This is a genomic window from Xanthovirga aplysinae, assembly GCF_009711365.1.
GTDB lineage: Bacteria > Bacteroidota > Bacteroidia > Cytophagales > Cyclobacteriaceae > Xanthovirga > Xanthovirga aplysinae.
Genome location: NZ_SMMB01001237.1, coordinates 1 through 13409, shown reverse-complemented (window position 1 = coordinate 13409; position 13409 = coordinate 1). Strand labels below are relative to the sequence as shown.

At 36.9% G+C, this 13409-nt stretch carries 10 protein-coding genes; 9 read left to right on the top strand and 1 reads right to left on the bottom strand.

Annotation, left to right across the window (positions count from 1 at the left end; all coding sequences use genetic code 11):
• The first annotated feature begins 191 nt into the window (after positions 1 to 191).
• From E1171_RS18440 to rplT, 9 genes are all read left to right on the top strand, one after another.
• Positions 192 to 2789: a DNA gyrase/topoisomerase IV subunit A gene (locus E1171_RS18440; RefSeq protein ID WP_155207534.1), complete on the top strand. Its 2598-nt coding sequence runs from the start codon at positions 192 to 194 to the stop codon at positions 2787 to 2789.
• Between the two features lie 136 nt (positions 2790 to 2925).
• Positions 2926 to 3657, top strand: a complete 732-nt coding sequence (locus tag E1171_RS18435; protein WP_155207533.1) for a TrmH family RNA methyltransferase — start codon at positions 2926 to 2928, stop codon at positions 3655 to 3657.
• 95 nt (positions 3658 to 3752) lie between these two features.
• Positions 3753 to 4394, top strand: a complete 642-nt coding sequence (locus E1171_RS18430) for a SanA/YdcF family protein (protein ID WP_155207532.1) — start codon at positions 3753 to 3755, stop codon at positions 4392 to 4394.
• A gap of 245 nt (positions 4395 to 4639) precedes the next feature.
• Positions 4640 to 7174, top strand: coding sequence for a DUF5686 and carboxypeptidase-like regulatory domain-containing protein (locus E1171_RS18425; protein ID WP_155207531.1), 2535 nt, complete (start codon positions 4640 to 4642; stop codon positions 7172 to 7174).
• 317 nt (positions 7175 to 7491) lie between these two features.
• A complete protein-coding gene (locus tag E1171_RS18420; RefSeq protein WP_155207530.1) occupies positions 7492 to 8628 on the top strand; it encodes a tetratricopeptide repeat protein in 1137 nt (378 codons plus the stop codon).
• An 8-nt stretch (positions 8629 to 8636) separates the two neighbouring features.
• Positions 8637 to 10580: a threonine--tRNA ligase gene (gene thrS, locus E1171_RS18415; RefSeq protein ID WP_155207529.1), complete on the top strand. Its 1944-nt coding sequence runs from the start codon at positions 8637 to 8639 to the stop codon at positions 10578 to 10580.
• Positions 10581 to 10799: 219 nt separating this feature from the next.
• Positions 10800 to 11297, top strand: coding sequence for a translation initiation factor IF-3 (gene infC / locus E1171_RS18410; RefSeq protein ID WP_343031464.1), 498 nt, complete (start codon positions 10800 to 10802; stop codon positions 11295 to 11297).
• 34 nt (positions 11298 to 11331) lie between these two features.
• Positions 11332 to 11526, top strand: a complete 195-nt coding sequence (gene rpmI, locus E1171_RS18405) for a 50S ribosomal protein L35 (RefSeq protein WP_155207528.1) — start codon at positions 11332 to 11334, stop codon at positions 11524 to 11526.
• Between the two features lie 114 nt (positions 11527 to 11640).
• Positions 11641 to 11985: a 50S ribosomal protein L20 gene (rplT, locus tag E1171_RS18400; protein ID WP_155207527.1), complete on the top strand. Its 345-nt coding sequence runs from the start codon at positions 11641 to 11643 to the stop codon at positions 11983 to 11985.
• A 132-nt stretch (positions 11986 to 12117) separates the two neighbouring features.
• Here rplT and E1171_RS18395 read toward each other — a convergent pair whose 3' ends face one another.
• The gene (locus tag E1171_RS18395) at positions 12118 to 13311 is read right to left on the bottom strand and encodes an aspartate aminotransferase family protein (RefSeq protein ID WP_155207526.1); all 1194 of its coding nucleotides are present in this window, start codon (positions 13309 to 13311) and stop codon (positions 12118 to 12120) included.
• Between the last annotated feature and the right edge of the window lie 98 nt (positions 13312 to 13409).

Genomic DNA, 13409 nt, shown 5'->3' with positions numbered 1-13409 from the left:
ACCTTTTAAGTTTTGAGAATCCACATTATGAAAGTGGTAATAATTATTGGAGCACTAACAATTAGAGAAGAATTCCTTGAGGAAATAAAGAAATTTTTTTATCCAATTAAAGACAGAAAACTTTCGCTTTTTGGATTTTAAACTGGGAAATCACTTAATATCCCAGTTTGGAATAGAGGATTAAATTAGATATGCAAGACGAAAATTTAGATAAGAATTCAAACGGTCAATATGGACAAGAAGGGGAGATTCATGATATTATTCCGGTTTCTGGTCTGTATGAAAACTGGTTTTTAGAATATGCTTCTTATGTGATTTTGGAAAGGGCAGTTCCTTCCATTGAGGACGGTTTTAAACCTGTACAGCGTCGAATTCTTCATGCCATGAAAGAAATGGACGATGGACGTTTCAATAAGGTGGCGAATATTATTGGGCAAACCATGCAGTATCATCCACACGGTGATGCCTCAATTGGAGATGCAATGGTGAACCTTGGCCAGAAAGACTTGTTGATCGATATGCAGGGAAACTGGGGAGATATCCGTACAGGGGATGGAGCGGCAGCTCCCCGTTACATTGAAGCTCGATTATCTAAATTTGCTACTGAAGTAGTTTTCAACCCAAAAATTACCGATTGGCAACTTTCTTATGATGGAAGAAAGAAGGAACCGGTCACATTGCCGGTAAAATTCCCTCTTTTATTAGCTCAGGGAGTGGAAGGGATTGCCGTAGGGCTTTCTACAAAAATCCTTCCTCATAATTTTTGTGAACTAATTAAGGGAGCCATTGATTCTTTAAAAGGGAAAAACATTAGGATCTTTCCCGATTTTCCTACCGGTGGATCAGCAGATTTTAGCGATTACAATGAAGGCCTTAGAGGGGGCAAAATAAAAGTTCGTGCTAAAATCGAAGAATTTGATAGTAAGACCTTAGCCATTAAAGAAATTCCTTATGGAACCACCACTACTGGTCTTATTGATTCCATTATTAAGGCAAATGATAAAGGAAAAATCAAAATAAAGAAGGTAGTAGATAATACGGCCAGTGAGGTTGAAATTTTGGTATACCTGGCTCCAGGTCAGTCTCCCGATATCACCATTGATGCCCTTTATGCCTTTAGCGATTGTGAGGTTTCTATTTCACCAAATGCTTGTGTGATTATAGATGAGAAACCTGTCTTTATGTCGGTTAATGAGATGTTAAGAAGCTCGGCTCAGCAAACTGTTGAGTTGTTGCGGCAGGAATTATTGATTCGACAAGGGGAGTTAAAGGAAAAGCTTTTATTTTCTTCTTTGGAAAAGTTATTCATTGAGAACAGGATTTATAGAGATATTGAGGAATGTGAAACTTGGGAGGCAGTTTTGCAAACTATCGATAAAGGTTTGGATCCTTATAAAAAAGAATTTTATAGGGAGATCACCGAAGAGGATATCATTCGACTTACAGAAATTAAGATTAAGAGAATTTCCAAATACGATACTTTTAAGGCAGACGAACTCATGCGGAAATTACAGGATGAGCTGGCCGAAGTGGAGTATAATCTGGAAAATATAATTGAGTATACAATTGCCTATTATAAGGGCCTTCTTGAAAGGTATGGCAAAGGAAGGGAAAGAAAAACTGAAATTCGCGCGTTCGATTCCATTGCTGCATCTGTTGTGGCGGCCAATAATCAAAAGCTTTATATCAATAGAAAAGAAGGTTTTATAGGTTATGGGTTGAAAAAGGACGAATTTATTTCGGACTGTTCAGATATTGACGACATTATCGTTTTCCGTAAAGATGGAAAATATGTAGTTACCCGAATTGCGGATAAGGTTTTTGTGGGAAAAAACATTATTCATGCTGCCGTCTATAAAAAGAATGACGAGCGTATGGTTTATAATGCGGTTTATTTGGATGGTAAATCTGGCCGTACTTTAGCTAAACGATTTCAGGTGCTTTCCATGACCCGGGATAAGGAATACGATATCACCAAAGGCGAAAAGGGTTCCAAATTGATGTATTTTAGCCCTAATGCAAATGGGGAAGCTGAAAAGTTACAGGTTACACTTACTCCTGCTAGTTCAGCTAGAAAAAAGGTGATTGAATATGATTTTAAAGACCTGGATATAAAGGGACGATCGGCAGGAGGGAATTTGGTAACTAAATACCCAGTGAAGAAGGTGCAATTTAAGGAAGCGGGAGGCTCTACATTGGGAGGGTTGGATATTTGGTATGATGCTACCATTGGTCGTTTGAATAGGGAAGAGAGAGGAGATTATCTGGGAAGTTACCATCATGAAGATAGAATTCTTGTCGTTTATACAGATGGTTCTTATGAAATGACGGATTTTGAGTTAACGAACCGTTATGAATCAAAAGATATCCAGTTGATTACTAAGTTTGATCCGGAAATGGTGTTGTCCACTATATATTATGATGGAGCCACCAAAGTGCACTTTGTGAAGCGATTTAAAATTGAAACCAGCACTTTAAGCAAGCGATTTCCTTTTATTAGTGAAGCAAGAGGGTCTAAGTTGTCCATTATTTCAACTGAAAATCAACCACAGGTGGAAATTACCTATACCAAGAATGGTAGTAAGGAAAAAGAAACAACTGTTTATGACCTAGATTTATTAATTGATGTAAAAGGTTGGAAAGCTATGGGGAATAAGCTGGCTCTGCAGAAGGTGAATAAAATAAAATTGCTGGAGAGTAAAAAGGCTGAAAAATCGGAAGAAAATGCTGGGAATGGACAAGAAGAATTGGAAGAAATAAATTCTCCAGATCAATTAGGCTTGTTTTAATCTGGGATCCCCTAAGAGATATTGATTAAATTCTCTTGAAATTTATAGAATGTGAAATTCATCGCTTTTCTGATTTATGGCATTTGTTATTTATTTCAGAAGTAGGCGAAACAATATTTTTTAAAAATTAAGTTGAATGTCAGAAAGGGATAGGGATAAGCAATTGTTTGCCTTCTTAGGACAATATGTAACTGAAAATAAAAAACAGAAGTTTGAGGAAGTGCTTAAACAGCGAACACGTCACCTTACAATTGTTTTGGAAGATGTTTTTCAGCCCCAAAATGCTAGTGCGGTAGTTAGAAGCTGTGATTGTTTTGGCATACAGGATCTTCATGTCATCGAAAATCAGTATAAATATAATTTAAACCCCAGGGTGGTAATGGGAGCCGCCAAATGGGTTAATATTAAAAAATATAACTCCTCTGACTTCAATACACCTGAATGTTATCGTTATCTACGACAACATGGGTACAAGATTTATGCAACAAGCCCTCAAGAATCAAGCCTGGAGTTAGATAAGTTTGAAGTTGGAGAGGAAAAAATTGCACTTGTTTTTGGTACTGAATTGACAGGATTAAGTGATTTTGCTCTTGAAAATGCAGATGGGCAAATAAAGATTCCCATGTATGGCTTCACGGAAAGTTTTAACATTTCTGTAAGTGCATCTATGAGTATGTATGATTTGGTTCATAAATTGAGGAAATCTTCCGTGAATTGGTCGTTGACAAAGGAGGAAAAAAAAGAGGTACTTATGGGGTGGTACAGAAAGGTAATAAAAGGGGTGGATATTATAGAACAAGAATTCCATTCAAGAGGAGGATTGGACAAAGAAACAGCAGCACAATTGGAACTAAATATGGTTGAATAACAAATCAAAAAAATCCTTGTTATGCTTTTACTGTTGTCCTTGCTACCTATAATCATTCAGCAAATGATATTTTACAAGATCGAATCTGTTTCCATATGATTATAAAAGCTGGGTTTAAGCTACTTTTCTTAGCAATTTCACTAATTGTAGGTTTTGCTTTATTTACTAATTTGTGGGTGGTGCTAACTACAAGAGATCAGGTGTATAATGATGTTGACAAACTTCCTGATCATGATGTGGCTTTGGTACTGGGTACAAGTAAAAGACTGACTAATGGAAAGCCTAACCCATTTTTCTATCAAAGGATAGAAGCTGCAGCAGAATTATACCAAAAAAGGAAAGTCAGGCATTTTATTCTAAGTGGAGATAATCGTAGTCGCTACTATAATGAACCAATAGATATGAAGAAGGCGTTGATGGAATTAGGAGTCCCTGATACGCTTATAACATTGGATTATGCGGGTTTGAGAACCTTGGATTCAATCGTTCGGTGTAAAGAGATATTTGGACAAAAGAACGTAACCATTATTACACAAGAATTTCATAGTTACCGGGCATTATTCATAAGTGACAACTATTCAATGAAGGCAGATGTGTATTCTCCGGACCATCCAATTTCTAATTCATTTAAGGTTAGGTTTAGAGAGGTAATGGCCCGGCCTAAAGCCGTTATTGATATCTTTATTACCAAAAAACAACCAAAGTTTATGGGGGAAAAAGAATCTATTAAGATGTAGATATTATAAAAATACTGGTATAGAGGAAATATTTCCGAAAAGAGGCTGAATAAAAAATTAAAGGAAATGATCTTCTGTGTGGGGACAGAAAACCAAAACTTATCAATTAGAAGCCAGTTTAAGTGAAAGCTAAATACCTAGGTTAAAGAAAATAATTTGGGTTCTTTAAACGTTTATTTAACCAATTCTTTTTCTAAATAAAATTTAAGAAAGAAGTAAGATTACACACAAAGAAAGGGTAGAATTTGAGGAGTATTGTGGGTGAAGGGTTGAAGGTTTTGTTCAAAAAGAAGGGAAAGCTATGGGTTCTTGCCTTTTTGATGGGAGCTCCGATTTTCTCGTATGGACAGAGAACTCAAATTTCTGGAATTATTTCCGATGCTAAATCAGGTGAACCACTTCCTTTTGTAAATGTACTATTCCAAAATTCTTCCACTGGAATTTCATCTGATTTAGATGGAAACTACTCCTTGACTGTTGATGCGCCCCCTTCCGATTCTTTGGTTATCTCTTATATGGGATATTTGACCCAAAAGAGGTTTATAAAGAAGGGAACTTCCCAGGTCATTAATATTTCCTTATCACCTGATATTAAAAATTTGGATGAAGTGGTGGTAGTAGCTGGAAAAGACCCCGCTTATGCAATCTTAAAGAAGGTCATTAAAAATAAAAAAGCGAACAATCCAGATGGGTTAAAGGCTTATGAATGCGAGAGTTATAGTAAAATTGAGGTTGCCGTAAACCAACTTTCTGATAAGCTTAAAAAGAAAAAAGCAGTAGCTAAAATCATTAAGGCGGTCAATGAAGTTGATGGTGTAAACGAAGGGCGAGATCAATCTGCCCTTCCTGTGTTTTTTTCCGAAAGTCTTAGTCGAGTATATTTTAAAAATAATCCGAAACAGAAGACGGAACATATTTTAAAAAGTAAATTAACAGGAGTGGGTATACAGGGTGGTAATATGCTTACTCAAATGGTGGGATCATCTTTTCAGGACTATAATTTTTACCATAACAGAATAGGCCTTTTGGGAAAAGATCTTGTATCTCCTATCGCCAGTGGTGGTAAAATGATTTACGACTATATCCTAATGGATAGCCTTTATTTGGATGATGAATTATGTTATGAAATTACTTTGACTCCAAAAAGAAAACAAGATTTAGCTTTTGAAGGGACGATGTGGATATCGGCTGAGAATTATGCCTTAAGAAAAGTAGATTTGAAAGTTGGAGAGAATGCCAATCTTAATTTTATTAAAACTATTGAAGTTTATCAGGAACTCCAATCTACGTCTATTCATCCCTCTCTACCCCTAAAAACAAGGTTAAGGCTTGAAGCCAGTGAGCTTACCAAAAATTCACCAGGTATGGTGGCTAATTTTGAAGTTTTTAATAGGGATTTTAAAATCGATCAACCAAAAGAGGCCAAATTTTATTCCAACCCACTACTGCTATCAGAGGATGTTTCGGAATCCGATGACCAATTTTGGGAAGAGAGACGTCATGAGCCCCTTACTAAGCAAGACCAGCATATGTATGCCATGATTGACACAATCCGTTCTCTTCCGGTGGTACGTGCTTATGAAATTATTGGAGATATTTTGTTTAGTGGTTACAAAAAGGTTGGCAAAATTGATGTAGGCACCTATTTGGGCTTGTATTCCTATAATAATATCGAAGGTAATCGATTCCGATTGGCATTTAGAACCAATGATGAATTTAGTCGTCGGTGGACATTTAAAGGTTATATGGCTTATGGTACTAAGGATGACAAATTAAAGTACGGTGCTAATGCGGATTATGTGATAAATCGTTATCCCTGGATCAGTGTCGGGGCATACCACAAAAATGACCTTTCCCAACTTTCATTGGAAAACTCCGAAGTAGTAGAAGAGCAAAATCCTCTTTTTTATACATTTAATTTTTTAGGGAATCTAAATGCACCCTTATATAAGCAGGAAACAGGGTTAAATTTTCAGGCCCAATTGGCTAAAGGTTTAATAAGTACAATAGGAATTAAGCATACGGAAAATACACCACTCTATGATTTTAGCTATTTGAGTCCAGTAGGGGATGCTCCTTATGATACTTTATCCGATTTTACTACTTCCGAAGTAACTGTGGCATTGCGGTATGCTAAAGGTGAAAAGTACGTAATGAATAATCAGAATAAACGAAGTGCTTACGGGCAGGTTAGATGGCCGATTTTTACTTTGATGTATACCGCTGGTTTAAAAGATATTCTAGGGAGCGACTTTGATTATCATAAAATAAGTTTAAATATTCAACAAAATCTATCCTTAGGAGTCTTGGGAAAAGGAACCTATAGTTTAACGGCTGGAAAGATTTTTGGACAGCTACCTTACCCTTTGTTGAAGAATCATTTGGGTAATGATTCCCCATTTTTGGCAGATGGGGCCTTTAATACTATGAACCCTATGGAATTTGCCAGTGATCAATATGTTTCATTTAAATACTCTCATCGTTTTGAAGGATTTATTTTGAATAGAGTTCCATTAATAAGAAGGCTAAACTGGCGTTTGGTGGGCTCAGTTAATGCATTATATGGTTCTTTAAGTGATAGAAATGCCAATATGGCTTTAACCTCCTCTACGGGTTTTAATCCTCAGGGATTAGGAAAAATGCCTTATTTGGAAGTGGGTTATGGTGTAGAAAATATTTTTAAAGTTTTGAGGGTAGATTTCTTTCATCGTTTAAATTATCTTGAGAGTCCTGATGCAAATAGGTTTGCGGTGAAATTAAGTCTTCAGTTCCGTTTATAACCGATAAGTAAAACTATTCACGGTTTTTAAATGTGGAAAAAAGTTCAGCAATTACCATTGGAAAAGCGTTATAAACTACTCGTAAAATGATTATTGCTAAGTCATAAAAAGAGTGTTTAATTTAAATCATGTTTTAATGGTAAATGATTAAGTTTCTCTTAACTCGATCCAGTAATTCTGTTCTTTTTTCATAAGGACTAAAATTTTTTTTCCAATTGTGATTTGTTACGATCTTCAATTAGGCCATAATTTCTATTTCTAGTCCCATAAATCCTTCTTCTTTTTGCTTTCTGGATTGAGAGAATTATTTTTGATGCATGAAGCATGGTTTACTATCTGTAATAGTTGGGGTTGGGGCCTTTTTTGGACTTTTGGCTTGTGAAAGCCCATATTCAAATGAAAAAATTCCGGAAAAATTAAAAAATGAAGACAAATCGAATAAAGCTTCTCTAGCTTACCTTGAAAAAATAACTGCTGATTATCCTGCAAATGCTGATGGATTTTACAAAAAATCATTGGTTTTAACTAAACTTAAAAAGTTTACAGCAGCAGAAAAAGAGGTGAAAAGAGCCATAACCCTGGATTCTCTGCAACCAAACTATTATGTGCAGCTTGCAAAGATCTTTTATTCCACCCAGGATTTTGAGGAAGCCTCTGAACAAGCTCAAAAGGCTTTGGCAATCGCAAAACGGAAAGAAGTTATCCCATCAGGTGTTTATCCCCTGTTGTCAGATATTTTTTATTCCAGTAACCAATTGTCAGAGGCTCAAGTATATATCAATAAGGCCATTGATTTGGCTCCATATTCTGCAGAAAATTTTGTTAAGCAGGGCCGAATATTTTTAGCGGAGGGAGATAGTATAAAGGCAAAGAAATCATTTGTAGAAAGTATCTTGAAAGGATCAAATGATGCGGGGAGTTTTTCATTTTTAACTGATTTATACTTAAATGAAAAAAAGGTGGATAGTGCCCTTTTTTTTCTGAAAATCCAACAAAAGTATGAAACCGAAAGCCTTGATCCTTCCTATCAACAAGCCTTGATATTGAGAGAATTGGGTGCGATTGATAGTGCTAAGTCGGTTGCAAAGGGAATATTGTTGAAGGATAGTTCTTATTTCAAAGCTTATAATTTTTTAGGAGAGATCTTTTTCAAAAGATCCCAATTTGATTCTGTATTTTGGTATGCTGACCGTGTAATAAACTTTGACTCAAATTCGCAAAAAGCCTGGTTGCTGAAGGCCCGCACATTTGATGAAAAAAGAAGATATTCAGAAGCGGTTTATGCCTATGAGAAGCTTATCAGCTTGAACCCAAAGGATGAATTAGCAAAGTCGGAGTTAAGAAAAGTTAAAAGAAAAATTGCATATTTGCGTAGAATGAGGGAAGAAAAGGAGAAAAAAGAAGCTACTCCTGTCCTTCAACCACTGAAAATGAATAAAATAGATTTGCAATAGCAGTAGTAATGAGTGTAGAAAAAATAAAGATTACTTTACCTGACGGTTCTGTCAGGGAATATGACAAAGGGGTAAGTGGCCACGAGATTGCCCTAGGTATAAGTGAAGGCTTAGCTAGAAATGTTCTGTCCGCTAAGGTGAATGGGGAAGTATGGGATGCTAATCGCCCTATTTCTTCGGATTCTGAAGTTCAGTTATTAACCTGGAAAGATTTAGAGGGAAAATCCACATTTTGGCACTCATCAGCACACTTGCTTGCCGAAGCCCTGGAGGCGCTCTACCCTGGAGTGAAATTTGGTATTGGTCCGGCTATCGATAATGGCTTTTATTATGATGTTGATTTTGGGGAAAAGGAATTTAGCGCTGATGAACTTGATAAAGTAGAAAAGAAGATGGCTGAGCTGGCTAAAAACAAAAATGTTTATAGTCGAAAAGAGGTTTCTAAGGCCGATGCCATTTCTTATTTCACTGAAAAGGGGGACGAATATAAGTTGGAGCTGATAGATGGTTTGGAAGATGGGTCCATTACTTTTTATCAACAGGGAGATTTTGTCGATTTATGCCGTGGCCCGCATATTCCAAATACAGGTTTTATCAAAGCGATAAAATTAACCAATGTTGCGGGAGCCTATTGGAGAGGGGATGAGAAGCGAAAAATGCTTACCCGTATTTATGGGGTTTCTTTTCCTAAGCAGAAAGAGCTGAAGGAATATTTGGTACTTCTGGAGGAGGCCAAAAAAAGGGACCATAGAAAAATAGGAAAGGAATTGGAATTGTTTACCTTTTCTGAAAAGGTAGGGCAGGGTTTACCATTGTGGTTACCTAAAGGTACTCGTTTAAGGGAAAAGTTAGAATCTTTTTTAAGAGTTGCACAGCAAAAGGCTGGGTATGATCCGGTGGTTACTCCTCATATTGGAAATAAGGAGTTGTATATTACTTCTGGCCATTATGAGAAATATGGAGAAGATTCTTTTCAACCGATCCATACTCCACATGAAGGGGAAGAATTCTTGTTAAAACCAATGAATTGCCCTCACCACTGCGAAATTTATAAGGCCAAACCAAGGTCTTATAAGGATTTACCGGTCAGATTGGCGGAGTTTGGAACCGTTTATCGATACGAACAGAGCGGTGAATTACATGGTTTGACTCGGGTAAGAGGGTTTACGCAAGATGATGCCCATATTTTCTGCCGTCCCGATCAAGTAGAAGAGGAGTTTGCTAAGGTCATCGATTTAGTGCTTTATGTATTTAATGCCCTAGGGTTTGAGGATTATACCGCTCAAGTTTCATTGCGGGATCCTGAGAATAAACAAAAATATATCGGTGAGGAAGAAGCTTGGGAGAAGGCAGAAGGTGCCATACAAAAAGTTGCTCAAGAAAAGGGTTTGAAAACTGTTGTTGAGTTGGGAGAAGCGGCTTTTTATGGACCGAAGTTGGATTTTATGGTGAAAGATGCATTGGGAAGAAGTTGGCAGCTAGGAACCATTCAGGTGGATTACAGTCTTCCAGAGCGTTTCCAACTGGAATATGTAGGAGCAGATAACCAGAAGTACAGGCCTGTCATGTTGCATCGGGCACCGTTTGGTTCAATGGAGCGTTTTATTGCGGTATTGATTGAACATTGTGCGGGTAATTTCCCTTTATGGCTTTCTCCTGACCAGGTTGCAGTGCTCCCAATCTCAGAAAAATATAGAGAATATGCAGAAAAGGTGTTTAATCAGCTTCAATTGCAGCAAATATCGGGAGCTGTGGATCACCGTGATGAAAAAATTGGTCGGAAGATTCGTGATGCAGAGGTAGGGAAAATCCCTTATATGTTGATTGTTGGAGAAAAAGAAGCGGCGGAAGGTAAAGTTTCCGTTCGACGCCATGGACAAGGTGATTTAGGTGCCATGAACGTGGAAGAATTCATAGATACATTTAAGCAAGAAGCAAATAAAAGTTTATAGGAGTTTGAATAATATCGGGAACCGTGAATTTCTTTTTAGAATGAATAAAACGGGATTAAAACTTATCCCATGTTTTTAATTCTTATTTAATTTAGAATATTTTGATTAAATAAAATATTCCCGATATTTGCAAACTGATTTTCTAACTTAAAAACGGAGGTAAAAATTAGCAAACAAAGAAGAAGGCCTTTTCGAGGTAGAGTCGAAGAGCCTTATAAGGTGAATAGAAAGATCACAGCATCAGAAGTGCGTCTTGTAGGTGATAATGTAGAGGTAGGTATCTATCGATTGGATAATGCCCTCAAAATAGCCCAGGAACAGAATTTAGATCTTGTGGAGATTTCTCCAAAAGCCGATCCACCCGTTTGTAAAGTGATCGATTACTCGAAGTTTAAGTATGAGCAAAAGAAAAAGCAGAAAGAAATTAAAGCTAAAGCTCAGAAAACAGTTATTAAAGAGATTCGGTTCGGTCCCAATACAGATGATCATGATTTTAATTTTAAATTGAAACATGCTCAAAATTTCCTTAAAGATGGTTCCAAGGTTAAGGCTTATGTGCATTTTGTCGGAAGAACGATTGTATTTAAGGAAAGGGGGGAGATTTTGTTGTTAAAATTTGCCCAGGCGCTGGAAGAATACGCTAAAGTAGAGCAATTACCAAAACTCGAAGGAAAGCGGATGTTCTTATTTTTAGCCCCTAAGGTTAGTAAAAAGTAGTAGCAATTGTTTTTAATTCATAAATAAATCAACAATGCCTAAAGTAAAAACTAAATCAGGAGCAAAGAAGAGATTTAAGTTGACAGGTACTGGCAAAATCAAAAGAAAGCATGCTTTCAAAAGCCATATCCTGACAAAAAAAGAGACTAAGCAGAAAAGAGGTTTGACTCACATGGGACTTGTTCACAAGTCGGATGAGCCAAATGTGAAAAACATGCTTAACCTCTGATTGTAGTCAATTTAGTAATTTATCTTTTTTGTTAAAAGGTTTTATTGTTCACCAGATTATTGGTTTTAAGTACTCATTTTTGTAGTCACCAATCATCAAAAACGAAATTTAATTATGCCTAGATCGGTAAACGCAGTTGCGTCAAGAGCAAAAAGAAAAAGAATTTTAAAATTAGCCAAAGGTTACTACGGAAGAAGAAGTAATGTTTGGACAGTAGCTAAAAATGCTGTAGAAAAAGGTCTTACTTATGCTTATCGTGACAGAAAGCAGAAGAAAAGAGAATTCAGAAAAATTTGGATTCAGCGAATTAATGCTGGAGCAAGATTACACGGTATGTCTTACTCTCAATTAATGGGAGGTCTTAAGAAAGCCGAAATTGAATTAAATAGAAAGGTTTTGGCTGATTTAGCAATGAATCACCCAGAAGCTTTTAAGGCAATTGTTGAGAAAGTGAAATAAATTCAGATACACTGAATTGATAAAACAATTTGAATTCTAAGCTCCGAAGTTCATACTTCGGAGCTTTTGTATTTTTGGGAAGAGGAAGAAAATAAGGGAATATTAGGGGCGAAAAGAGAAACACTACGCAATTCATTCTCCATTAACTTTGTCCATTGCTTTGACAATGATCTTACAGGCTTTCTTGATCTCCCCGTTGCTTATCGTTAGTGGTGGAGCTATTCTGAAAGCATTTGGGGTAGATAGAAACCAAAAGCTAATTAAGCCATCCTCCAGGCAGTTTTGAACCACCTGGTTAACGATTTCAGCAGTTTCTAGTTCAATGGCAAATAGCAATCCTTTATATCGAACCTCTTTAACTAGTGGATGGTCTTTGAGTAGTTGATGAAATAAGTTTCCTTTTTCTTCTACTTTTTCGATTATTTTTTCCTCTATTAAAACCTCAAGGTTGGCTAAAGCAGAAGCACAACACACCGGATGTCCTCCAAATGTAGTGATATGACCAAGCATAGGATTATGGGTGAGGAGATCCATTTTTTCTTTGGAAGCAGCAAAAGCGCCTAATGGCATTCCGCCGCCCATTCCCTTGGCCATAGTGAGAATATCTGGCACAATACCATAGTGTTCGAAGGCAAATAAGGTGCCTGTTCGCCCAAACCCTGTTTGAACTTCATCTAAAATAAGCTGGGCACCGGTTTCATCACACCGTTGTCTTAATTTCTTTAGGTAGCTGCTAGCAGGGATCCTGATGCCGGCATCTCCCTGAATGGTTTCCACAATTACAGCGGCAGTTTTATCTGTAATCAGCTTTAAATCCTGTTCATTATTAAATCTCATGAATCGAACTCCAGGAAGAAGGGGACGGAAAGCATTTTTCTTGGTTTCATTCCCTGAAACGCTGAGTGAACCATGCGTGCTACCATGGTATGATTTATAGCAAGAAACTATTTCAGGTTTGCCCGTAATGCGTTTTGCGAGTTTAAGGGCACCTTCATTGGCCTCAGTTCCGGAATTTACGAAATAGATGCTGTTAATTGGGTCAGGAAGCAGGTTTGAGAGTTTTTTTGCCAGCTTTACGGTAGGGTCTTGTATAAATTCACCATAAACCATGATGTGCATATACCGGTCAAGTTGATCTTTGATACTACTAACTACTTTTGGGTGACTGTGGCCTAGATTACTTACCGCTATGCCTGAGATAAGGTCCATATAGGCTTTCCCTTGTTTATCATAAAGATAAATCCCTTTTGCATGGTGAATTTCCAATCCCAAGGGAAATGGGGAGGTTTGGGCCTGATGATTTAAGAAGTATTCTTTTTGTTGCATAGGGGCAAAAATAAATGGCTAAAATTTAAAAGAAAAGTTGAAACCTTTTAAACAAAAAAACGCCAGTCTAATTTTTAAGACTGGCGTTTAGAAAAACT